Source organism: Mesorhizobium sp. WSM3864, from assembly GCF_002294955.1.
GTDB lineage: Bacteria > Pseudomonadota > Alphaproteobacteria > Rhizobiales > Rhizobiaceae > Mesorhizobium.
In genome coordinates this window covers 458369-480369 of the sequence record NZ_NSGD01000002.1, presented here as the reverse complement: position 1 = coordinate 480369, position 22001 = coordinate 458369, and the positions used below count along the sequence as shown (strand labels likewise).

The following is a 22001-nucleotide window of genomic DNA, read 5'->3' as shown; positions in this document are numbered from 1 at the left end:
GACCCAATCTCTCTTTCAGGCAGGAAGCATGCGCGACCCCTATGAGGTGCTGGGCGTTGCCAAGAACGCCTCGGCCAAGGAAATAAAATCGGCGTACCGCAAGCTCGCCAAGCAGCATCATCCGGACCAGAATCCGAATGATCCGAAGGCGAAAGAGCGTTTTGCGGCCGCCAACCAGGCCTATGAGATCGTCGGCGACGAGAAGCGCCGCGCAGCTTACGATCGCGGCGAGATCGACGCCGACGGCAAGCCGAGATTCCAAGGCTTCGAGGGCGCGCCCGGCGGCGATCCGTTTGCCGGGTTCCGCCGTCAGCAGGGCCCGGGCGGGGCGCATTTCGAATTCCGCACCGGTCGTCCGGGCGGCGATCCATTCGACGGCAACAGCGATATCTTCAGCCAGATCTTCGGGGAGGCCTTTTCGGGTGGGCGGGGTCCAGGCCGTGGCGACCGTCGCCAGCCGGTCCAGGCGCCCGACCTCAATGTCACGCTGGACATCACCGTCGAAGAGGCGGCCACCGCGGAGAAGGTGACGGCGATGTTCCCTGACGGCCGCAAGATGGCGGTCAAGCTTCCCGCCTATGTCGAGGAGGGCCAGACCATCCGCCTGAAGGGTCAGGGCGAGCAGGGGCCCGGCCAGCCGGGCGACGCGCTGGTCAAAATTCACATTCGCCGCCATCCGCGCTATCGCATCGAGGGCCGCGACCTGCATGTCGACCTGCCTATCGAACTCGCCGACGCGGTGCTCGGCGCCAAGGTGGCCGTCGAGACGCCGACCGGCAAGCTCGCGGTCAACGTTCCCGCATGGTCGAGCTCGGACAAGGTGTTGCGCCTGAAGGGCAGGGGCCTGCCGGAAAAAGTAGGTGGCCATGGCGATCTCTACGCCCATGTGCGGCTGATGCTGCCGGAGGGTGGAGACGCCGATCTCGAAGTCCTGATGCGTAAGCGGAAAGGCTGATCGAAGCGGTTTTCTCCTCAAGCCAGTCTGTTTTCGACGCTTGAAGGGGCCCTGTGCCTGTGCGATAGGGCTCCACAAAGCAGACATTCTTGCGGAGAATTGCGCACATGGCGGGTGGACAGGGCCTGATGGCCGGTAAGCGAGGCCTCATCCTTGGCGTCGCAAACAATCGGTCGATCGCTTTCGGCATCGCCAAGGCTTGCGTCGATCACGGCGCCGAAATCGCGCTGACCTATCAGGGCGAGGCGTTCAAGAAGCGCGTCGAGCCGCTGGCGGCGGAACTCAACGCGCATGTCGCCGGCCATTGCGACGTGACCGATCCGGAAAGCCTGGACGCAGTCTTTGCCGACATCGCCAAGCACTGGGGCAAGCTCGACTTCCTCGTCCATGCCATCGCCTTCTCGGACAAGGACGAGCTGACCGGCCGTTATGTCGAGACGACGCGCGATAATTTCCTGCGCACCATGGATATTTCGGTGTTTTCCTTCACCACCATCGCCAAGCGCGCCGAGCCGCTGATGAGCGAAGGCGGCTCGCTGCTGACGCTGACCTATTACGGCGCCGAGAAGGTTATGCCTCACTACAACGTCATGGGCGTCGCCAAGGCGGCGCTCGAGGCCAGCGTGCGCTATCTCGCCGTCGACCTCGGCGCCAAGAAGATCCGCGTCAACGCCATCTCGGCCGGCCCGATCAAGACCCTTGCCGCCTCCGGCATCGGCGACTTCCGCTACATCCTCAAATGGAACGAGTACAACGCGCCGCTTAAGCAGACGGTGACGCAAGAAGAGGTCGGCGATTCCGGCGTCTACTTCCTGTCGGACCTGTCGCGCGGCGTGACCGGCGAGGTCCATCACGTCGATTCCGGCTACCATGTCGTCGGCATGAAGGCGGTCGACGCGCCCGACATCTCGACCGTCAAGGACTAGTTCTCTCCGCCTGTCTATTCGTCCAGGCCCTGGCCCGACCTCCGGAGACCTGATGTATCCGCTCGTCTACATCGCGCGCCACGGCCAGACGCAGTGGAACGCCGAGGGTCGGCTGCAAGGCCAGGCGGATACCGATATCAACGAACTTGGCCGCGAGCAGGCGACGCAAAACGGCCGACGGTTGGCGGACCTTATCGGAAACGCTGCGGATTTCGACTTTGTCGCCAGCCCGATGCGGCGCACGCGCGAGACGATGGAGCTGATGCGCGCGGCGATGGGTCTCGACCCGCTCGCCTATCGCACCGATCCGCGCTTGGTGGAGCTAAGCTTCGGCGACTGGCAGGGTTTCACCTTTGCCGAACTCGAAAAGCGTGTCCCGGGTTCGACCAAAAGCCGCCGCGCTGCGAAGTGGGATTTCCAGCCGCCCGGCGAGGGCGCCGAAAGCTACGAGATGCTGCTCGAGCGGATAAAACCCTGGTTCGACGCGCTTCGCCAGCCGACCGTCTGCGTCACCCATGGCGGGATCATGCGCTGCTTCTTCCGCTTCGTCACCGGCATTTCCAAGCAGGAAGCCGCCAGCCTCGACGTACCGCAGGACCGCCTGCTACGGCTCGAGGGCCGCACCCTGGAGTGGCTGTAGGGCCTGCGTTTCAGGCCGTGTGTTGGAGGTCGGCCGAAGGCCTCGAACGTCGCCATCCCGGAATCTGCGTTTGCGTCGCTGCGCCCCTTACTTCGCTCCAGGATGACGAAGCGTTGGGCGCTCGGACTATTGGCAAAGGTGTCCTCTACCAACGTACTGCTACCAACGTACTGCGCCGTCCGCCAAGACCTCGCGGCGCAGATGATCCTAGTCGCTGTCCGGCAGCTGCATATCGGTCACGACATTCTCGCCATTGGTCACGTCGTAGGCGAGGACGATATCCATGCCGGGCTTCAGCGCGTCGAGATCGGTTTCGGCGTTGAGCTTGTAGGACTTTCCGTCGTCCAGCGTCAGCGTCAGCGTGTCCTTGTCGACCTTCTTGATCAAGCCTTCGGTCTGGCCGGCGAACGCGGCAGCGGTGGAAATGAGCAACATGGCGCAGGCGGCGCCAATCAGGGTACGCATCGTCGTCCTCTTTGGTCATTGCGCCGGCATGAGCAACGGCGGATCCTCAACGGCGGATGGAAGAGAGCAGAAACCAACCGAATGTGTCAAAACTAAATCCTCCAGATCACAGATTGATGCATCCGATCACCGTTTGACCGCTGTGGAAAACGCCAATAGAAGGCACGCTTGAACCGGCGAACCGGGTCCGCGCCGGGCAGGGCGTTTTTTCCATGTCTCACAACACCTTCGGCCATCTTTTCCGCGTCACCACCTGGGGTGAAAGCCATGGCGCCGCTCTTGGCTGCGTTGTCGACGGCTGCCCGCCCGGGATCCGCTTCAAGCGCGAGGACATCCAGGCCGAGCTCGACCGGCGCCGCCCGGGCCAGTCGCGCTTCGTCACCCAGCGCCGCGAGCCGGACGAGGTCAAGATCCTCTCCGGCTTCATCCTCGACGAGGACGGCGAGACGATGATCACCACCGGCACGCCGATCTCGATGCTGATCGAGAATGTCGATCAGCGCTCCAAGGACTACGGCGAGATCGCGCGCCAGTACCGGCCGGGCCATGCCGATTACACCTATGAGATCAAATACGGGTTGCGCGACCATCGCGGCGGCGGCCGCTCCTCGGCGCGCGAGACGGCAGCCAGAGTGGCGGCCGGCGCGCTGGCACGCAAGGTGGTGCCGGGCATGGTGGTGCGCGGCGCCCTGGTCTCGATGGGTGAAAAGTCGATCGATCGCGCCAATTGGAACTGGAATTTCATCGGCGATGCGGAAAACCCGTTTTTCACCCCTGACCCGGCCTCGGTTCCGGTCTTTGCCGCCTATCTCGACGGCATTCGCAAGGCCGGCTCGTCGGTCGGCGCGGTGATCGAGATCGTCGCCGAAGGTGTGCCGGCGGGCCTCGGCGCGCCGATCTATGCCAAGCTCGACCAGGACATCGCCTCCGGCCTGATGTCGATCAACGCCGTCAAGGGCGTCGAGATCGGCAACGGCTTCGAAGCCGCCCGCATCACCGGCGAAGAGAATGCCGACGAGATGCGGATCGGCAATGACGGCAAGCCGGTGTTTTTGTCCAACAATGCCGGCGGCATCCTCGGCGGCATCTCGACCGGCCAGGCGATCGTCGCCCGCTTCGCCGTCAAGCCGACCTCCTCGATCCTGACACCGCGGAAATCGATCGACAAGGACGGCAAGGACGTCGAGGTCATGACCAAGGGCCGCCACGATCCCTGCGTCGGCATCCGCGCCGTGCCGATCGGCGAAGCCATGGTTGCCTGCGCGATTGCGGATCATTATCTGCGGCATAGAGGACAGACGGGAAGGCAGTAAGGCAGTAGGTGAGTATGTTACGTCGCATTCGGCGACGCCAAACTTTTTCCTTTTCCCTACTCCCTTACTGCCCTATTCCCCAAGCGAGCTAGCGAGCGTCCATGCCATACGACCAGAAGAAGATCGTCGAAGCGATCCGCGCTTTCGAGCGCGGCGAGATCGTCGTCGTCATGGACGATGACGGGCGCGAGAACGAGGGCGACCTGATCGTTGCCGCCGTGCACTGCACGCCGGAAAAGATGGCCTTCATCGTCCGCAACACCTCCGGCATCGTCTGCACGCCGATGCTGCGCGAGGACGCAAGGCGGCTGAACCTTGCGCCCATGGTGGCCGACAATGATTCCGCCCACACCACGGCTTTTACCGTCAGCGTCGACTTCAAGCACGGCACCACGACGGGTATTTCGGCGGACGACCGCACGCTCACCGTGCGTAACCTCGCCAATGGCAATGTTGGTGCCTCCGACTTCGTGCGGCCCGGCCACATCTTCCCGCTGATCGCGCGCGAAGGCGGTGTCTTGATGCGCTCGGGCCATACGGAAGCCGCTGTCGACCTGTGCAAACTCGCCGGGCTGCCGCCGATCGGCGTCATCTCCGAACTGGTCAACGACGACGGCACCGTCAAGCGTGGACCTGAGGTGCAGGCTTTCGCCGCGCAGCACGGGCTGAAGCAGGTTTCGGTCGCCGATCTCATCGCCTATCGCCAGCGCAAAGAAACGCTGGTCGAGCGCGTCGCCTGCTCCGACATCGAGACGCCCGGCGGCAAGGCGCAGGTCTTCACCTACATGCTGCCCTGGGATTCCATGCACCATGTCGCGGTCGTCTTTGGCGACATCCGCGACGGCGAGGAGGTGCCGGTGCGGCTGCATTCGGAAGACGTCGTCACCGACGTCTTCGGCACCAGCCACCGCTTGGACCACATCATGGAGGCGATGGGCGAGCGCAAGCGTGGCGTCATCGTCTACCTGCGCGAAGGCTCGGTCGGCGTCGCCCATCAGGAGCGCAAGCGGCCCCAGAGCGGCGACCGCGAGGATCACGAAGAGGCGCGCCGGCGCGAGAACGAGTGGCGCGAGATCGGGCTCGGAGCGCAGATCCTCAAGGATCTCGGCATCTCCTCGATCAACCTGATCGCCTCGCGCGAGCGCCACTATGTCGGGCTCGAAGGATTCGGCATTCACATCGCCAAGACGGAAATTCTCTGACGTTTCGGCCGACAGGGCGACGGAGAAAAACGATGGCCGCGCCATTGCCTGTCAGCCAGCAGACCGAACGACTGCTGCTGCGCCGGCCCAAACAGGCGGATCTGGAGTTTCTGGCCGATCTTTTCTCGCGCCCCGAACTGGTGGCGCATCGCCCCGACCCGACGCCGGACACGCCGCAGCAGAGTGCCGCAAGGCTCGCTCGCGACATCGATCATTGGGAGAAGCACGGATTTGGTCGCTGGGCGGTCGAAGCCAATGAGAAACTGATCGGCTTCGGCGGCGTCACCTTATCGAGCGATTTCGATGGGCTGAACCTGTCCTATCATCTTCACCCCGAGACCTGGGGGCATGGCTACGCGACGGAACTGGTTCGGGGGAGCTTGCACGCGGCTTTCGGCCCCTTGCGCGCCGGTCGGGTGATCGCACTGGCGCGTCCCGCCAATCCGGCATCGCGGCGCGTGCTGGAGAAATGCGGCTTCGTCTTCGAGCGGGAGATCATGCTCCATGGCGCGCCGACGGGGCTTTACGCATTCCCGGCGGCGAAGTTCGTTCCAAAGCAGGACATATAGCCAGCCAGCACCGGATGCATCGGTATCATCCAGCCGGAACAATCGCCGCTTCGCATTCATCCGGGGCGCAGTCCGGCGTCGCCAGCCGACACTGGCCGGCGAGCACGGTGACCAAAGCGACCGAGCCTGCCGCCACCGACACCCAGAACCCGTTCTGCGGTCCAAAAGTGTCGACCATCCAGCCGGCGGCGAAGGAGCCAAGCGCCATGCCGATGCCGATCCCGGTGGTCACCCAGGTCACGCCTTCCGTGAGCATTGCCGCCGGCACGTGGCGTTCGATCAGTCCAAAGGCGGTGATGAAGGTCGGCGAGATGGCAACGCCGCTGACGAACACGGCAAGCGCCAGCGTCGGCACCGTGTCGGCAAGAAGCAGCGGCAGAGTGGTAAGCGCGATGACGGCGACCGCTATCGCGAGTTGGCGTTGCAGCGGCGTGCGCAGGCTGAGCGCGCCGACGATGATGCCGAGCACGAAGGATCCCAGTGCATAGACGCCGATGACGAGGCTGGCTGCTTCGGGCTGGCCGAGCTCTTCGGTAATGGCAACGGTGGTGACTTCCGTGGTTGCGAAGGTCGCGCCGACGAAGATCAGCGCGACGGTGATGATCTGCACCGGCCGCAGGCGGATCGCCGAACCGGCCGCGCCATCCTCGGCCGGGCGAATGGGCGGTTCCGTCGGACGCTGCAGCAGGAATGCCGCCGAGCCGAAGGCGAGCAGCAAGGTGCTCACCACCATCCCGGCTTCCGGGAACAGCGCGGCGCTCAAGCCCACCGACAGCGATGCCCCAGCGACATAGACCAGCTCGTCCGCGGCCGATTCGAAGGCGAAGGCCGTATTGAGCTCGGGGCGGTCGCGAAAAATCTCGGTCCAGCGCGCCCTGACCAGCGCCGGGATGCTCGGCATTAAGGCGGCAAGCAGCGACGATAGGAACAAGGTCCACACCGGCCAGTGCTGGTTGGCCGCGACGATCAAGGTCGCGAAGGCAAGCGCCGAGACAAGTGTCGTCGGCACTGCAATCCGGCTCTGGCCGAGGCGGTCGACCAGCCGCGAGACCTGCGGCGACAGGAAGGCGTTGACCAAAGCGTATGTGGCCGAGACGGCGCCGGCCAGCCAGTACTCGCCATGCGTTTGCGACAGCATCGCCACAATACCGATCGGCGCCATGGCGATCGGCAGCCGGGCGATGAAGGCTGCCGCGGCGAAGCTCTTCGTGCCAGGAGCCCGAAAGATTTCCGAATATGGGTTTCGCATGGTCCCGTTCCTCGACAAGGGAAGGCGCCGCAACTACATACGCAGCGTATGAATGTCAAATAGTTCATACGTCGCGTATGTCAATTAGCATACGACGCGTATGTGAATAAGGCCAGGAGCCATGCACAAACCCCGCAAGGAGATGATCGCCGAGACGCGCGCCAAGCTGATCGCGGCCGCGCGCCATGCCTTCGGCACGATCGGCTATGCCGAGGCCTCGATGGACGATTTCACCGCTTCGGCGGGTCTGACGCGCGGCGCGCTCTATCATCATTTCGGCGACAAGAAGGGGCTCCTGCAGGCGGTGATCGCCGAAATCGACGCCGAGATGGCGGCGCGGGTGAACGAGGTGGCCTCGCGGGCGCCTACTCGCTGGCAGCATTTCGTCGACGAATGCACCACCTATATCGAGATGGCGCTTGAGCCGGAAATCCAGCGCATCATGTTCAGGGACGGCCCGGCCGTGCTCGGCGATCCGGCTCAGTGGCCCAACGCCAGCGCCTGCACGGCTTCAATGACCGATCACCTGTCAAAGCTGCAGGAGGAGGGCGTCGTCGTTCCCGATCTCGATCCCGAGACCGCAGCGCGGCTCATCAACGGCGCCAGTAGCCAGGCCTCGCAGCGCATCGCCAATGCCAAGGATCCGGAAGCGACGTCGAAGAAGGTTGTGGCGGCGTTCAAGCAGCTGCTGGAAGGCCTGAAAACCAAATAGCATCCGGTCGCGGCGTTGCGGGCAATCACTCGGGTCCGCGCTGCCTCAGACAATTGTCCCCCGCTCAAAATCCCTCCGACATTGACTTTGGCAGGAGCGAGCGCATCCTCTCCCGCCAATTCTCTGAGGCGGAGGGTCGGGGCCATGTGGGACTTCAGCATCGGCCGGTCGGTGTCCATCATGATGCGGACGTGGCCGTTCATCGTCTTTCGCATCATCGTCTATTTCGGCATCACGGTGGCCTACATAACAGCGACCGGCACCGGCGCCAGCGTCGGTTACGGCGTCGGCCACATCTCGACCGATCCGGACGGGCCGATGTCCTTTGCCTTGTGGGGTGGGGTGGTCGGCTTCGGCGTGGTCTCGATCGCCGTCTACTGGATCCGCGAATACATTCTCTATGTGCTCAAGGCAGGCCATATCGCCGTCATGGTCCATCTGATCGACGGGCAGGACGTTCCCGACGGCCAGGGCCAGATCGCCTATGCGCGCGAAGTGGTGACGAAGCGCTTCGCCGAGGCCAACATCCTTTTCGTCGTCGACCAGCTGGTGAAAGGCGCCATCCGCGCCATCACAGGGCTGATCGGCGGCGTTGCTGCGTTCCTACCCATTCCAGGCTTAAGCGGTCTGGTGAGCTTCATCAATACCGTCATCCGCCTGTCGCTGACCTATGTCGACGAGATCATCCTCGGCTACAACATCCGCACCAATTCCAACTCGCCTTTCGAGACCGCCAGGCAAGGCGTCGTGCTCTACGCGCAGAACGGCAAGTTGATGGTCAAGAACGCCGTCTGGCTGGCGGTGATCATGTGGGGCGTTTCCTTCGTCATCTTCCTTTTGATGCTGGCGCCCGCCGCCGCGATCCTCTGGGCCATGCCGGGCCAGCTTGCCGGCTGGGCCTTCGTGTTGGCCATCGTCTTCGCCTGGGCCTTCAAGGCGGCTTTCATCGAGCCCTTCGCCATCGCTTCGCTGATGCAGGTCTACTTCGCCACCATCGAGGGCCAGGTCCCCAATCCGGAATGGGACCGGCGCCTGGCCGAAGCCTCGTCCAAGTTCAGGGAATTGCGCGACAAGGCGCTCAGCCCCTTCGGCGGCTCGCGCTGGGATTCGCCAAGGACCGCTTGAGCAGCAGCCCCGGCCACGAAGGCCGCCTGATCACGGCTTCGCCCCTTCACGGGAACCAAGGCGAGCGATCGCCGATTTGAGCGGCGCCTCGCCGGCGCCGCAAAAGGTCTCGCTCATCACCAACTCGGGCAGCGGCAGGCGCTTGCCCCAGCCATGCGCTTCGAGGTCGGGCCTCGGCGCGAATTCCGAGACGCGGCCGACGCAGAGATAGGCGATCGGCGTGACGTGCTCGGGGATCGACAGCAGTCGCTTCAGCGCTTCGGGCTCGATGATGCTCACCCAGCCGACCCCGACGCCTTCCGCCCGCGCCGCGAGCCAGAAATTCTGCACCGCGCAGACGGTGCTGTAGAGGTCCATCTCCGGATTGTGCCAGCGCCCGAGCGGCGAGTTCTTCGAGCGCTGGCGGTCGCAGGTGATGCAGAGGTTGAGCGCGCTTTCGCAGATGCCCTCGAGCTTCAGCTTGCGGTAGAGCGCCCGCCGCTCCACCTCGATCGCCGGCAGTTCCTGTTCGCGCGCGGCCAAAAACAGGTCGCGCACCTGCCGCCGCCTTGTGGCGTCCCGGATGACGATGAAGTTCCAGGGCTGCATGTAGCCGACCGACGGCGCGTGGTGTGCCGCGGTGAGCAGCCGCGCCAAAACGCTGTCGTCGAGATCGTCGGCAAGGAAATGGCTGCGCACGTCGCGCCGGGTGAACATGGCTCGGTAGACGGCGTCGCGCGCCAATTGGTCAAAGTCATCGCCGCCGGCGGCGGCTGTTCGTGCCTGCATCGCTTGTCCCCTTGCGATAAGCAGTCCTCCGCCTGACCATGCGGATGACCATGTCTGCCGGGCCGGTCTTCTGGCTCGGGATCGACCCGCATCCGGCGCCTTCCCGTCTGGGACAGTGGCGTTTGCCGGCGCGGTCCCCCTCACAGCGTTGGGCACGCCACGGATTTCAACCGTGTTCCCGATTCTCCCGCGTTGCGGGCACCAGGCAGCGACGCGACCTTATCGCGAAGCCGAAGCCGGGCCAATGCCGCCAGCGACACGATTGGGCGCGATTTCCCCAATCATTCGGCGCTGAAACATGGCTATCCGTGCGACAGGTGCCTAGATTAGGCGCCATGACCACTCGTCTCTACACTCATCCGGTATTCCTGGAACACCTCACGCCGCCCGGCCACCCCGAGCGGCCCGACCGTTTGCGCGCCATCGAGCGCGTGCTCGACGACGAGGCTTTTTCGGCCCTCGACCGCGTCGAGGCGCCGGAAGGCGACGAGGCGACTATCCTTTACGCGCATCCGGAGGATTTCGTCGGCCGTGTCCGCGCTGCGATTCCCGAGACGGGGATCGTCTCGATCGATGCCGACACCAGCGCCAGCCCGAAAAGCTGGCATGCGGCGGTGACGGCGATCGGCGCGGCGAACGCCGCCGTCGACGATGTGTTCGAGGGCCGTGCCGCCAATGTCTTCGTTGCCGCGCGTCCGCCCGGCCATCACGCCGAAAAAGCGACCGCGATGGGCTTTTGCCTGTTCAACACCGCGGCGATCGCCGCCCGTTATGCGCAGGAGAAGCATCTGGCCGAGCGCGTCGCCATCGTCGATTGGGATGTGCATCACGGCAACGGCACGCAGGACATTTTCTGGGACGATCCGTCGGTGCTCTATTGCTCGACCCACCAGATGCCGCTTTATCCGGGCACCGGTGCCAAGAGCGAGACCGGCGCCGGCAACATCGTCAACGCGCCGCTTGCGCCGAGCACCGGCAGCGACACGTTCCGCGACGCCTTCCTGTCGCGCGTGCTGCCGTCGATCGACGCCTTCCAGCCGGATCTGATCATCATTTCCGCCGGTTTCGATGCGCACCATCGCGATCCGCTGGCCGCGATCAACCTGACCGAGGATGATTTCGACTGGGCGACCGGCCAGCTGATGGAGCGCGCCGGGCGCCACAGCGGCAACCGGCTCGTCAGCCTGCTGGAGGGCGGTTACGATCTGCAAGGATTGGCATTTTCGGTCGCCGCCCATGTCGGGCGGCTGATGAAGGGATGAATGATGGCTGATGAAGCTAACCAAGACGTCAAGGCGATGAGCTTCGAACAGGCGCTCGACGCGCTGGAGAAGATCGTCGATGATCTGGAGCGCGGCGACGTTCCGCTCGACCAGTCGATCAAGATCTACGAGCGCGGCGAGGCGCTGAAGGCTCATTGCGACCGCTTGCTCAAGGCCGCCGAGGACAAGGTCGAGAAGATCAGGCTCTCGCGCGACGGCAAGCCGGTTGGAACGGAGCCGCTCGACGCCGAGTGAGGTGTATTGATATTCAGGTGAGGCCGCCTGCAAACGCGGCTTTCTGCGGTTCCGGTGCTCACGTCCTTCAAGTACGCTCCGGTCCGGTTCTCGGAACCCGCCATTTTCGGCTCGGTCTGACCTGAATCTCAACACACCTCGGTGCACAATGTCAGACCGGTTCGGGCAGAAAGCAGGTAAGGAGTTAAAGCATGTGCCGAAACATCAAGACCCTGTTCAACTTCGATCCGCCGGCGACCGACGACGAGGTCCATGACGCGGCGCTGCAGTTCGTGCGCAAGCTGAGCGGCGCGACCAAGCCGTCCAAGCGCAACGAGCATGCCTTCAACCACGCCGTCGAGGCGATCGCCGCCGCCGCGCGCGAGCTGCTTGACAGCCTCGAAACCACCCAGCATCCGCGCAACCGCGAGGAAGAGGCCGCCAAGGCGAAGGCCCGATCCGCGCTCCGCTTCGCCTGACGCCGGTCATGAGCTTCTTTCCGGGCAACGATCCCGAGGCCGGCGACGCCTTCGCCTGCGACCAGATCGAGTTGATGGTCATTCCCAACGCCAAGGACATTGGTGGCTTCGAGGTTCGCCGCGCCTTGCCGACGGCGAAACGCAGGCTGGTCGGTCCGTTCATCTTCTTCGACCGCATGGGCCCGGCCATCCTGCGTGCCGGCCACGCGATCGACGTGCGCCCGCATCCGCATATCGGGCTGTCCACCGTCACCTATCTGTTCGACGGCAAGATCAGGCATCGCGACTCGCTCGGCACCGAAATGGTGATCGCGCCGGGCGACGTGAATTTGATGACCGCCGGCCGCGGCATCGTTCATTCCGAGCGCACGCCCGAGGAATTGCGCGGCGCGCCGATGTCGATTTCCGGCCTGCAAACCTGGCTGGCGCTGCCGGACAGCAAGGAAGAAATCGCCCCGGTGTTCGCGAACACGTCGGTCGTCCAACTGCCCGAAATCGATGCCGAGGGCGTTAGCGGCCGCGTCGTCATCGGCGAATTTTCCGGGCTGCGCTCGCCCGTCGCGACCGCCTCGGAAACGCTCTATGCCGATCTGCGGCTGGCGGCGGGCGCCAGCGTCAAAATCCCCGGCGACGCCGAGGAACGCGCCATCTACACGCTGGAGGGCGAGGTTTCGATTGCCGGCGACCGTTTCCCGGCCGAGCGGCTTTTGGTGTTCAAACCGGGCGAGGAAATCGTCGTGTCGTCCGAGCGCGGCGCGCATTTCATGCTGTTCGGCGGAGCGTCGCTGGGCTCCAAGCGTTATATCTGGTGGAATTTCGTTTCGTCCTCGAAAGAACGCATCGAGCAGGCCAAGGAAGAATGGAAGACGGGCCGCTTCGATATCGTTCCTGGCGATGAGGAAGAATTCATTCCGCTGCCGGAAGGTTAGCGCAGAATGGACATTCTGCGCCGGGCGCGTCACTGACACGCATTTACATTGGCGCGCCGTCAGCCTATCTCGCGCATAGCAAAGCGCATATTTGAAGGTTAACCCAAGGTTAAGTTGACAGGCCGTCCCAGAGTGAACCCGAAGCCTGACACGCCGCTCCTCGACAAAGTCCGCATTCCCGCGGATTTGCGGGCGCTTGATGAAAGCGAGCTGCCGCAGCTGGCGACCGAACTGCGCGCGGAGCTGATCGACGCGGTGTCGCACACCGGCGGCCATCTTGGCGCCGGTCTCGGCGTCGTCGAGCTTACGGTTGCGCTGCACTATGTCTTCAACACGCCGGAAGACCGGCTGATCTGGGACGTTGGCCACCAGGCCTATCCGCACAAGATCCTGACCGGCCGCCGCGACCGCATCCGCACGCTTCGCCAGGAAGGCGGTCTCTCCGGCTTCACCCGGCGCGCAGAGAGCGAATACGACCCCTTCGGCGCAGCGCATTCCTCGACTTCGATTTCGGCCGGCCTCGGCATGGCGATGGGCCGCGACCTTTCGGGCGGCCGCAACAATGTCATCGCCGTCATCGGCGACGGCGCCATGTCCGCCGGGATGGCCTATGAGGCGATGAACAACGCCGGCGCGCTCAATGCCCGCCTGATCGTCATCCTCAACGACAACGACATGTCGATCGCCCCGCCGACCGGCGCGATGAGCGCCTATCTGGCGAGGCTTGCCTCCGGCAAGACTTATCTCGGCCTGCGCGATTTCGGCAAGAAGCTGACCTCCTATCTCGGCAAGCGCGCCGACAGCGCCATCACCCGCGCCGTCGAGCACGCGCGCGGTTACGTCACCGGCGGCACGCTGTTCGAGGAGATGGGATTCTTCCACATCGGCCCGATCGATGGACACAATTTGGAGCACCTGATCCCGGTGCTGAAGAACGTCCGCGATAATGGCGACGGGCCCATTCTGATCCATGTCGTCACCCAGAAGGGCAAAGGCTACGGGCCGGCGGAGGCCGCCGCCGACAAGTATCACGGCGTCAACAAGTTCGACGTCATCACCGGCGCGCAGGCGAAAGCGCCGGCCAACGCGCCGAGCTACACCAAGGTCTTCGCCGAGAGCCTGATCCAGGAGGCGCGCGAGGACGAACGAATCGTGGCGATCACCGCCGCCATGCCGAGTGGCACCGGCCTCGACCTCTTCGGCGAGGTGTTCCCGGCCCGAACCTTCGATGTCGGCATTGCCGAGCAGCATGCGGTGACTTTCGCCGCTGGCCTCGCCACCGAAGGCTACAAGCCTTTCGCCGCCATCTATTCGACCTTCCTGCAGCGCGCCTACGACCAGGTGGTGCACGACGTGGCGATCCAGAAACTGCCGGTGCGCTTCCCGATCGACCGCGCCGGCTTCGTCGGCGCCGACGGCGCCACGCACTGCGGCGCCTTCGACACGACCTTCCTCGCCTCGCTGCCTGGCTTCGTCGTCATGGCCGCCGCCGATGAGGCGGAGCTTCGCCATATGGTGCGCACGGCAGCCGACTACGACGGCGGCCCGACCGCCTTCCGCTATCCGCGCGGCAACGGCGTCGGCGTCGACATGCCGGAGCGCGGCTCAGTGCTCGAGATCGGCAAAGGCCGCATTCTCAAGGAAGGCACCAAGGTGGCGCTGCTCTCGTTCGGCACGCGGCTGCAGGATTGCCTGCTGGCCGCCGAGGAGCTCGGCGCCGCAGGCCTTTCGACCACCGTTGCCGACGCTCGCTTCGCCAAGCCGCTGGACGAGGATCTCATCCGCCGCCTCGCGCGCTCGCATGAGGTTCTCGTCACGGTCGAGGAGGGCGCGGTCGGCGGCTTCGCCAGCCAGGTGCTGCATTTCCTTGCCCATGAAGGCCTGTTGGAAAACGGCCTCAAGGTGCGCCCGCTGGTCTTGCCGGACGAGTTCACCGATCATGCCAAGCCTGAGAAGATGTATGCCGACGCGGGCCTCGACACGACCGGCATCGTGCGGACGGTCTTCGCCGCACTCGGCCATGGCATGCAGGCGCAGCGCGCCTGAATCGAAAACTCAGCTCTCCGATTGAGTCTGCCGGCTGCGGCTGCAACTGTTTGTTTAGGTTTTCATTTGGCCGTTCGGTTACCTTGTCTTTTGGCCGATTTTCAACGGGCGCCCTGCTAAGACCCTGGTCGTAGGCAAGGGATAAGAACAATGAAATCGTTCCTTTGCGGCATGGCCTTGCTGAGTGCCATGGCCGCTCCGATGGCAGCCGAAACGCGTTACGACCGCAACCTCGAAAAGGCGGTGATGGACATCGTCGCCGGCAAGATGGGCAACATCCGCGGCGGCTTTTCCTACAAGCAGGCTCCCCAACTGGTGGTGCTGCCGGAAGCCGCGCCGACAGCGCCAGCTCCGGCTGAGCCGCGCGAGCAGGCCTCCAACAATGACGGCCTGATGCCGGCGGTCGAGCGCCCGGTCTCGCGGACTATTTTCTAAAACCACATATCGCGCACGCAGCGGCCGTCGCGCGGCAGGTCGTCGAACGTTTCGAGGCCGTCGAAATGCTCGATCGGCAGGTCGGCGACCGCCTCCGGCGGGGCCAGCCTGATATTGACGGCGATGCGAGTGCGGCCGCTCGAGCCGGGGCGCAACCCGCGCCAGGCGAGCACACAGGCGCATTTCGGACAGAACAGGATTTCCAGCGCGGGCTCGGCCACCTCGACCCTCCTGTAGGAACTCGTCGGACCTGCGATGCGGATGCGCTCGTCGACATAGTCATAGGCCCAGAGCGTGCCGTAGCGGCGGCAAAGGGTGCAGTTGCAGGCGGTGATCGATCCCGGATCGCCTTCCAGCGTCCAGTGCGCGGCGCCGCAATGGCATGTTCCCTTCAGCATGGCTCTTCCTCGACCGGGTGAGCGGACTTTCGGCGCCGGCATTCTGCCGTGCCCCGCGCCATATTCAACAGGGCTGCCATTGCCTTCGCCGCCGGCTTTCGCCAATGAAGGCCGATGAGTTCCACTCTGCCCGCCAGCGCGCGTCCGCGTCTCGACGAACTGCTCGTCGCACGTGGCCTGTTCGCCAGCCGTTCCCGCGCCCGCGACGCGATCGAACGCGGCACCGTCACCGTCGACGGCGCAGTCGCCCGCAAGCCGGGCCAGCCCGTGGCGCCACACTGCGTCGTTGCCGTCGACGATCCGGCGCAGGCCTATGTGTCGCGCGCGGCGCTGAAGCTGATTGCCGGCCTAGACCATTTCGGCCTCGATCCCTCTGGGCATGAGGCGCTCGATATCGGCGCCTCGACCGGCGGCTTCACCCAGGTGCTGCTCGAGCGTGGCGCTACCCATGTCACGGCGATCGATGTCGGTCACGGCCAGATGAACCCGGAAATTGCCGCCGATCGGCGGGTCACGGTCATTGAAGAGCTGAATGCGCGGGACCTGACCGCCGCCGATCTTGGCGACCGCGTTCCGGACTTCCTGGTCTGCGATGTCAGCTTCATCTCGCTGAAGCTGGCGCTGCCGCCGGCGCTGGCCTTGGCGGGCGAGGGCGCCAGGGCGCTGCTTCTCGTCAAGCCGCAATTCGAGGCGGGTCGCGAGGCGATCGGCAAGGGCGGACTGCTCAAGGACCCGAGCGAGGCCGAGCGCATCGCCGCCGGTTTGCGCGACTGGCTTGCCGGCATGCCGGGCTGGCGCGTGCTCGGGCTGCATCCATCGCCGATCGAGGGCGGCGACGGCAACCGCGAGTTCCTGCTCGCCGCGATCAAGGACGCGGCATCGCCATGAGCGCGCGCTTCACCATCACAAGGCTCGGTTCGCAGGGCGACGGCATCGCCGGTGCCGATGGCGGCGAGGTCTTCATCCCGTTCACGCTGCCTGGCGAGACGGTCACCGCCGCGCGCCAGAAGGACCGCGCGACGCTGATGTCGGTTGTTGAGGCTTCACCGCGTAGGGTTGATCCGCCCTGCCGACACTTCACCGAATGCGGCGGCTGCGCGTTGCAGCATTTCGAGGCCGACGGCTACCGGCAGTGGAAGCGCGAACGGGTGGTGCAGGCGCTCAAGATCAAGGGCATCGCTCGTCAGATCGACGCGCTGGTGCCTTGCGCGCCGCACACGCGCCGCCGCGTCGTCTTCAGCGCTCGGCGCACCGAGGCCGGCATGCTGCTCGGCTTCGTGCGCGCGCTCTCCTCCGAGATCATTCCTATCGAGGAATGCCCGATCTCGTTGCCGGCAATCGTTGATGCGCTCGATCCTCTGCGAAGGCTGGCAGGACTGGTCTGCGCGACGCCGAAAGCCTTCCACATGACCGTCACCGCGACGGCGTCCGGCCTCGATGTCGCCGTCCATGACGCGGGCAAGCTCGGCGAAAACCAGCGCCGCATCGCTTCCAATTTCGTGATGGCCGCGGGCTTGGCGAGGCTTTCGATAGACGGCGAGGTGATCGTGGAGCCGAAGAAGCCGGTGGTGCAGTTCGGCTCGGTCGCCGTCGCCCTGCCGCCCGGCGCCTTTCTTCAGGCGACGGAGGCCGCCGAGCAGACGATGGCCGGTCTCGTCTGCCAGCACCTGTCGCGTGCCAAGAAGGTCGCCGACCTGTTCGCCGGCTGCGGCAGCTTCGCGCTCCGGCTGGCGGCGAAGTCGGAGGTCCACGCCGTGGAGGGAGACGCCCCGGCGCTTGCCGCGCTCGACCGTGCCTCCCGCTTCGCCAGCGGCTTGAAGCGCGTGACCAGCGAGCGTCGCGACCTCTTCCGCAGGCCGCTGACCTTCAAGGAGTTGAGCGGCTTCGACGGCCTCGTCTTCGATCCACCGCGCGCCGGCGCGGAGGATCAGTCCAAGCAGATCGCCCGCTCAGACGTGCCGCTGGTCGCGGCCGTCTCCTGCAATCCGACGACGCTGGCGCGGGATCTGCGCATCCTCATCGACGGCGGCTATCAACTGAAGAGCGTGACGCCGATCGACCAGTTCCTGTGGTCGCCGCATGTCGAGGCCGTCGCGCTGCTGGAGAAGCCGAAGCGGCGCCGGTAGTCCGCGAGAGCCGGTTCGCAAGAAACTTGAAGCCTCTCTTTTCCGAAATTTGCGCCCTAAAGCCGCCTTCTTGGAGGTCTTAGTTTTGCGCTGTTAGGGAAACATTCCTGCTCTTTCGGCGTTACTGAAATAAGCGGATGGCGGATGGCGGATAACGGACAGCGCATTGCCATGCAGACGCTTCTAAAATTCCTCAGCCTCATCGTTCTCATCGCTTTTGGCGCCGCGTCCGCGACCGGTGCGCTCGCGCAAGAGCAAAAACGTCTCGCCTTCGTCATCGGCAACGGCGCCTATCAGTCCGGCGAGCTCGCGACTGCCGCCAATGACGCCGGCCTGATCGCGCAGACCCTGCAGGCGGCAGGGTTCGACGTCGTCGGCGCGCGCGATGTCGATCAGGACTCGCTGCGCGGCGCGCTGCGCGATTTTCTCGGCAAGGTTTCCGCCGCCGGTCCCGACGCGGTCGTCTTCGTCTATCTTGCCGGCCACGGCGTGCAGTTCGAGGGGGAGAACTACTTTCTTCCGGTCGATGCCCAGATCGCCAGTCCAGCCGACGTGCCGCTTCAGGCAATGCGGTTCTCCGATGTCACCCGGTCGTTGGCCGGATTGCCGACGAAGGTAAACATCGTCGTGCTCGACGCGGCGCGGCCTGATGCCTTGCCCAAGATGAGCCAGCCCCTGGCCGGTGGTCTCGCGCTTGTCGATCCCGACCCGAACATGCTGATTGCGTTCAACGCGGCTCCGGGAACGGTCGCGCCGGAAGGCAAGGGCCCTTACGGCGCCTATGCTCAGGCGCTCGCCGAAATGATACGCGAGGGCGGGTTGTCGCTTGAGGAGGTGTTCGACCGCACGCGGCTGCGCGTCAACGAGATGACGCAAGGCGCGGAAGTTCCGTGGCATGCCTCGAAGATCACCGCGCCTTTCGTCTTCTTCGACCGTGCCGCGGACGCGCCCGCGCCCAAGGTTTCGGAGGCCGAATCCCGCTCCAATCGGACCAGGGCGATCCGGGATTTCGACGCTCGTGACGCTTATATCGCGGCTCTCGACCGCGACACTATGCGCGGCTACGAGGATTTCCTCGTCGCCTATCCACATGATCCGATGGCTAAGCGCGTGCGCGCCATTATCGCTGCGCGGCGCGAGGCGATCACCTGGCGCGAGACCTGGCTGGAGGACACGCCGGAGGCCTACTGGTCTTATCTGCAGCGCTATCCGCGTGGTCCGCATGCCTGGGACGCGCGACGGCGTCTCGAACATTTCGACGCTGCCCTGGAGCCGCCGGAGGAGTTCACCGTCTATGAATATGATTTGCCCCCGCCGCCGGAGGAGGAAATCATCTATATCGACCGTCCGGTGCTCTATTTCGACGATCCCGATTTCGACTTCGAACCGCCGCCGCCGATCACGGTGATCTTCCTGCCGCCGCCGCCGCCGGATTTCATCGTGCTTCCGCCACCTCCGCCGCCGATCGAAGTGTTCGTCCTGCCGACGCCGGTATTCGTGCCGATCCCCGTATTCATCAACCCGCCGCGCCACGTCGTGCCGCCGCCGAACGCCATCATCTTCAACAACATCCACAACACGACGGTCATCAACACCATCAACACGACGATCAAAAACGAGACCATCGATCGGGCCGCGCAGCCGAGCGCCCGTGTTCAGCTTGACCGCCGTACAGCCCAGAAGACGATGGAAGGCGCCGTTGGTGGCCGCGCCGATGCGCTGGCGGCCAAGGTTCCCCTGCCGCCGCTTCTGCAGAAGAGGGCGGCCAAGTTCCGTCAGGCCACATCCAATCAGCAGCAACAGGGCGCCCTGCCGCCGAAGCCTGGTCAGCGTGTTATCCAGCGCCAGCAGCCTGACACCTCGCCGGAGACCTCGTCCAGAACCGGCAAGCTCTCAACCGATCACGCTTTGCCTGGAGCCGATGGCAAGAGGCTGCCGCTGGTCAACGGCAAGCCGGCGCCCGACGGCCAGAACTTGCGCGGCAACAAATTGAAGAGGCAACCCGGCAGGCAAGGCGTCTCGGGCGGCAACCAAGAGGCGACGGGAACTGCCGGTCCCGACAGGACCGGGAAGCAGGACACGGATCGGAAGAGGGGCAAAAAGCTCCGCAACCTGCCCGCCATCAACGGCATGCCGGCCGACAACGGGCAGAGCGCGCGGGAGAAGTTCAGGCAGAACAGTCCCAAGGCTTTATCCGAACGGAGCAGTGGCAAGCCGAGGAAGCTGACGCGCAAGGATTTGTCCGCAGGCCAGTCCGTGGTCGAACCGAACGATCAAGGTTCGGCCGCCGCGAGCAACAAGGGCAGGAAGGTCCGCAAGCTGCCTACCGTCGACCGGATGCCGGCTGAGAACCGGCCGAGCGTGCGCGAGCGGCTCAGAAAGAACAATCCCGACGTGTTCTCTGATGAAAACCAGGGCTCGGCTAATACGAAGAGCAAGAAGTTCCGCAGACTGCCGAGCGTTAGTGGTGGGCCACCCGACAATGGACCGGCCGTGCAGAAGCGGTTCAGGAGGAACAATCCGACCGTGTTCTCCGACGAGAAACAGGGCTCGGCCAGCGGGAACGACAGGCGCAGGACGTTGCGCCGGCTGCAAAACGAAGAAGGTTCCGCCGGCCGGGAGGTCACCGTCCAGCGCGACTTCAAGGTCAACAGGCCGAACCAGAACGCGCAGCGCCAGTTCAGGCAGGAAAGGCCTAACGAGCAGGTGCTGCGGCGGCAGAGGTCGGAGCCACGCCCGGAATTGCGTTCGCAGCCGAGGCCGCAGATGCAAGAGCGGCGTCTCCCCCGGGAGAAGCCGCAGCCCAAGAAGAAGCTCTCTTGCGGACAGCAGGGCGAGCCGGCCTGCAACCAGTAGGCCGGCGCGGTCGAGCCGGCGCCTTACCTTTGCGAGCCGATTTTTCGGCATGAACGTGCAAGGCAGGGGCGCCGGTTTGCAGCGTCGTCTCAACCGTCAAAAGCGGGATGCCTCGGCTGTCCAGGCCGCTCGGTCTGCGGGCCTGACGGCATCCGTCAGGTTTTCGGCGTGCCGCCGCGCTGATTGATCGACACCCAAATATTCGGGTTTTGCTGCGACTGACGCTTCAAGAAATAATAGCCGGTCGCGTTCCAGGGCCGGACTTCGTCGACCAGATTGTCGAGCACGAGATCGCCCTTGTCGGTCTTCACGGTCAGGATGGTGTGCCCTTCGTTGTTCAGGTCGCGCACCACCGTCATCAGCAGCGCCTGGCGGGGAAATCCCGCTTCCATGAGAAGCTTGCGCTTGTAGAGCGCGTAGATCTTGCAGTCGCCCTTGCCGTCCACCGGATAGTCCCAATGGTCCATCATCGTGCCCCAGTGATCATAGTTGCTGACGGGCTTGATGGCGCGGTTCGCCTTCTGGTTTATGCGCTTGAGGGTTCGCATGTTCTGCGCGGTCAGCTTGACGTTCGCCGGCTGCAGGGCAGGCACTTTGCACTCTTTCGGCCGGCGGTGGCAGAAATCGATCCAGCCATAAGGGACGCTGGTACGTCCTCCCACTGCGGCGGAGCGCAGGTCGACCGGACTCGATGGCCGCTTGAACAATGTCGACTGCGCCGCCGCCGTGTCGACGCAAAGCGACGTCACACCGATCAATGAGCAAAGGCCAAGGAGGAATGAAGAGGTCAGGACGCCAGGGGAACGCAGCACTGCCAACACCACCGCAACGAGAAGACTCCTGATAGTTAAGTCGGAAGCGTCGGCCAAAGCAATTGAACAATTAATAATCTGCTAACACGATTGTGTTCGCGCTCCGGCGGGTAGCTAGGTGTGAGCTTTCCGGCCGGATCGAGGTGACCGTTCAGGATGGTCGTTCGTCAGGTATCTGACGACAAGGTTGGGATCAATTGCGAGCATGGCGCCGCCGCGCTTCGGCAAGGACACTCGCGTTCATCTCTTCAAGCGTCTTCTGCTTGCCGCGGTGCGGCAGCAGGCCAACCACGTCTTCCGGTCGCGTCGGGGTGAAGGCCGGCACTTGCTTCAGAAGAACACCGTCTGGTGTGTCTTCGACCTGCAGACGTGTGCCGGCACCCCAGTCCCTCCGTTTCCGGATCGCGCTGGGGAGGATCACTTGTCCCTTGGTCGAGACGGTGGTTATGAGTTTTTCGGCACCAGCCATCGCAAGCTTACCCCATGTAAGACACAGGTAA

At 64.4% G+C, this 22001-nt stretch carries 23 protein-coding genes and 1 riboswitch; of the genes, 17 read left to right on the top strand and 6 right to left on the bottom strand.

Going from position 1 to position 22001, the window contains the following annotated elements; translation table 11 throughout:
- Positions 1–28: 28 nt before the first annotated feature.
- The 3 genes from CK215_RS06530 to CK215_RS06520 all read left to right on the top strand — a co-directional run bounded on the left by CK215_RS06530 (position 29) and on the right by CK215_RS06520 (position 2521).
- Positions 29–955: a J domain-containing protein gene (locus CK215_RS06530; protein ID WP_095830441.1), complete on the top strand. Its 927-nt coding sequence runs from the start codon at positions 29–31 to the stop codon at positions 953–955.
- A 107-nt stretch (positions 956–1062) separates the two neighbouring features.
- Positions 1063–1881, top strand: coding sequence for an enoyl-ACP reductase FabI (gene fabI / locus CK215_RS06525; RefSeq protein ID WP_059186698.1), 819 nt, complete (start codon positions 1063–1065; stop codon positions 1879–1881).
- A 52-nt stretch (positions 1882–1933) separates the two neighbouring features.
- On the top strand, positions 1934–2521 hold the full coding sequence (locus CK215_RS06520; RefSeq protein WP_095800309.1) for a histidine phosphatase family protein: 588 nt from the start codon (positions 1934–1936) through the stop codon (positions 2519–2521).
- Between the two features lie 207 nt (positions 2522–2728).
- Here the strand turns inward: CK215_RS06520 and CK215_RS06515 are convergent, their stop codons facing one another.
- A complete protein-coding gene (locus CK215_RS06515) occupies positions 2729–2986 on the bottom strand; it encodes a DUF1344 domain-containing protein (RefSeq protein ID WP_066998075.1) in 258 nt (85 codons plus the stop codon).
- A 212-nt stretch (positions 2987–3198) separates the two neighbouring features.
- On the opposite strand from CK215_RS06515, the gene aroC reads away from it, so the two are divergent.
- The 3 genes from aroC (at position 3199) to CK215_RS06500 (ending at position 6070) form a co-directional block, all read left to right on the top strand.
- Positions 3199–4299, top strand: a complete 1101-nt coding sequence (aroC, locus tag CK215_RS06510; RefSeq protein WP_066998072.1) for a chorismate synthase — start codon at positions 3199–3201, stop codon at positions 4297–4299.
- A gap of 101 nt (positions 4300–4400) precedes the next feature.
- On the top strand, positions 4401–5501 hold the full coding sequence (gene ribB, locus CK215_RS06505) for a 3,4-dihydroxy-2-butanone-4-phosphate synthase (RefSeq protein ID WP_095830440.1): 1101 nt from the start codon (positions 4401–4403) through the stop codon (positions 5499–5501).
- Positions 5502–5533: 32 nt separating this feature from the next.
- Entirely contained in the window at positions 5534–6070 is a 537-nt protein-coding gene (locus tag CK215_RS06500) for a GNAT family N-acetyltransferase (RefSeq protein WP_095830439.1), read from the top strand.
- A gap of 25 nt (positions 6071–6095) precedes the next feature.
- On the opposite strand, the gene CK215_RS06495 is transcribed toward CK215_RS06500, so the two are convergent.
- Positions 6096–7319 (bottom strand): MFS transporter, encoded by a 1224-nt coding sequence (locus tag CK215_RS06495; RefSeq protein WP_095830438.1) that lies wholly within the window; start codon positions 7317–7319, stop codon positions 6096–6098.
- A 121-nt stretch (positions 7320–7440) separates the two neighbouring features.
- Between CK215_RS06495 and CK215_RS06490 the strand changes: the two genes are divergently transcribed.
- Positions 7441–8031, top strand: a complete 591-nt coding sequence (locus tag CK215_RS06490) for a TetR/AcrR family transcriptional regulator (protein ID WP_066998060.1) — start codon at positions 7441–7443, stop codon at positions 8029–8031.
- A gap of 144 nt (positions 8032–8175) precedes the next feature.
- A complete protein-coding gene (locus tag CK215_RS06485; protein WP_066998059.1) occupies positions 8176–9156 on the top strand; it encodes a hypothetical protein in 981 nt (326 codons plus the stop codon).
- 30 nt (positions 9157–9186) lie between these two features.
- Here CK215_RS06485 and bluB read toward each other — a convergent pair whose 3' ends face one another.
- Positions 9187–9924, bottom strand: a complete 738-nt coding sequence (gene bluB / locus CK215_RS06480; protein WP_066998056.1) for a 5,6-dimethylbenzimidazole synthase — start codon at positions 9922–9924, stop codon at positions 9187–9189.
- A gap of 42 nt (positions 9925–9966) precedes the next feature.
- Positions 9967–10145, bottom strand: a riboswitch (cobalamin riboswitch).
- Between the two features lie 114 nt (positions 10146–10259).
- Here bluB and CK215_RS06475 point away from each other — a divergent pair.
- The 6 genes from CK215_RS06475 to CK215_RS06450 all read left to right on the top strand — a co-directional run bounded on the left by CK215_RS06475 (position 10260) and on the right by CK215_RS06450 (position 15309).
- Positions 10260–11186: a histone deacetylase family protein gene (locus CK215_RS06475; protein ID WP_095830437.1), complete on the top strand. Its 927-nt coding sequence runs from the start codon at positions 10260–10262 to the stop codon at positions 11184–11186.
- A gap of 3 nt (positions 11187–11189) precedes the next feature.
- Positions 11190–11441: an exodeoxyribonuclease VII small subunit gene (locus CK215_RS06470; protein WP_095778033.1), complete on the top strand. Its 252-nt coding sequence runs from the start codon at positions 11190–11192 to the stop codon at positions 11439–11441.
- 191 nt (positions 11442–11632) lie between these two features.
- Positions 11633–11899: a DUF2277 domain-containing protein gene (locus CK215_RS06465; protein WP_066998050.1), complete on the top strand. Its 267-nt coding sequence runs from the start codon at positions 11633–11635 to the stop codon at positions 11897–11899.
- An 8-nt stretch (positions 11900–11907) separates the two neighbouring features.
- Positions 11908–12828 carry a pirin family protein gene (locus CK215_RS06460; protein ID WP_095777992.1) on the top strand — a complete coding sequence of 307 codons (921 nt, stop codon included), beginning with the start codon at positions 11908–11910 and terminating at the stop codon, positions 12826–12828.
- A 132-nt stretch (positions 12829–12960) separates the two neighbouring features.
- A complete protein-coding gene (gene dxs, locus CK215_RS06455; RefSeq protein ID WP_095830436.1) occupies positions 12961–14874 on the top strand; it encodes a 1-deoxy-D-xylulose-5-phosphate synthase in 1914 nt (637 codons plus the stop codon).
- A 150-nt stretch (positions 14875–15024) separates the two neighbouring features.
- A complete protein-coding gene (locus CK215_RS06450) occupies positions 15025–15309 on the top strand; it encodes a hypothetical protein (RefSeq protein ID WP_095781712.1) in 285 nt (94 codons plus the stop codon).
- On the opposite strand, the gene CK215_RS06445 is transcribed toward CK215_RS06450, so the two are convergent.
- The gene (locus CK215_RS06445) at positions 15306–15707 is read right to left on the bottom strand and encodes a GFA family protein (protein ID WP_095777989.1); all 402 of its coding nucleotides are present in this window, start codon (positions 15705–15707) and stop codon (positions 15306–15308) included. The genes CK215_RS06450 and CK215_RS06445 overlap by 4 nt on opposite strands.
- Positions 15708–15821: 114 nt before the next feature.
- Between CK215_RS06445 and CK215_RS06440 the strand changes: the two genes are divergently transcribed.
- The 3 genes from CK215_RS06440 to CK215_RS06430 all read left to right on the top strand — a co-directional run bounded on the left by CK215_RS06440 (position 15822) and on the right by CK215_RS06430 (position 20689).
- The gene (locus CK215_RS06440) at positions 15822–16595 is read left to right on the top strand and encodes a TlyA family RNA methyltransferase (protein WP_095830435.1); all 774 of its coding nucleotides are present in this window, start codon (positions 15822–15824) and stop codon (positions 16593–16595) included.
- Positions 16592–17833, top strand: coding sequence for a class I SAM-dependent RNA methyltransferase (locus CK215_RS06435; protein WP_095777987.1), 1242 nt, complete (start codon positions 16592–16594; stop codon positions 17831–17833). The genes CK215_RS06440 and CK215_RS06435 overlap by 4 nt, the downstream gene beginning before the upstream one ends.
- A 144-nt stretch (positions 17834–17977) precedes the next feature.
- The gene (locus tag CK215_RS06430; protein ID WP_245418622.1) at positions 17978–20689 is read left to right on the top strand and encodes a caspase domain-containing protein; all 2712 of its coding nucleotides are present in this window, start codon (positions 17978–17980) and stop codon (positions 20687–20689) included.
- 155 nt (positions 20690–20844) lie between these two features.
- On the opposite strand, the gene CK215_RS06425 is transcribed toward CK215_RS06430, so the two are convergent.
- Together CK215_RS06425 and CK215_RS06420 are read right to left on the bottom strand one after the other, a co-directional pair.
- Positions 20845–21438 (bottom strand): transglutaminase-like cysteine peptidase, encoded by a 594-nt coding sequence (locus CK215_RS06425; RefSeq protein ID WP_245418640.1) that lies wholly within the window; start codon positions 21436–21438, stop codon positions 20845–20847.
- Between the two features lie 256 nt (positions 21439–21694).
- Positions 21695–21970, bottom strand: coding sequence for an AbrB/MazE/SpoVT family DNA-binding domain-containing protein (locus tag CK215_RS06420; RefSeq protein ID WP_095830433.1), 276 nt, complete (start codon positions 21968–21970; stop codon positions 21695–21697).
- Positions 21971–22001 lie beyond the last annotated feature (31 nt).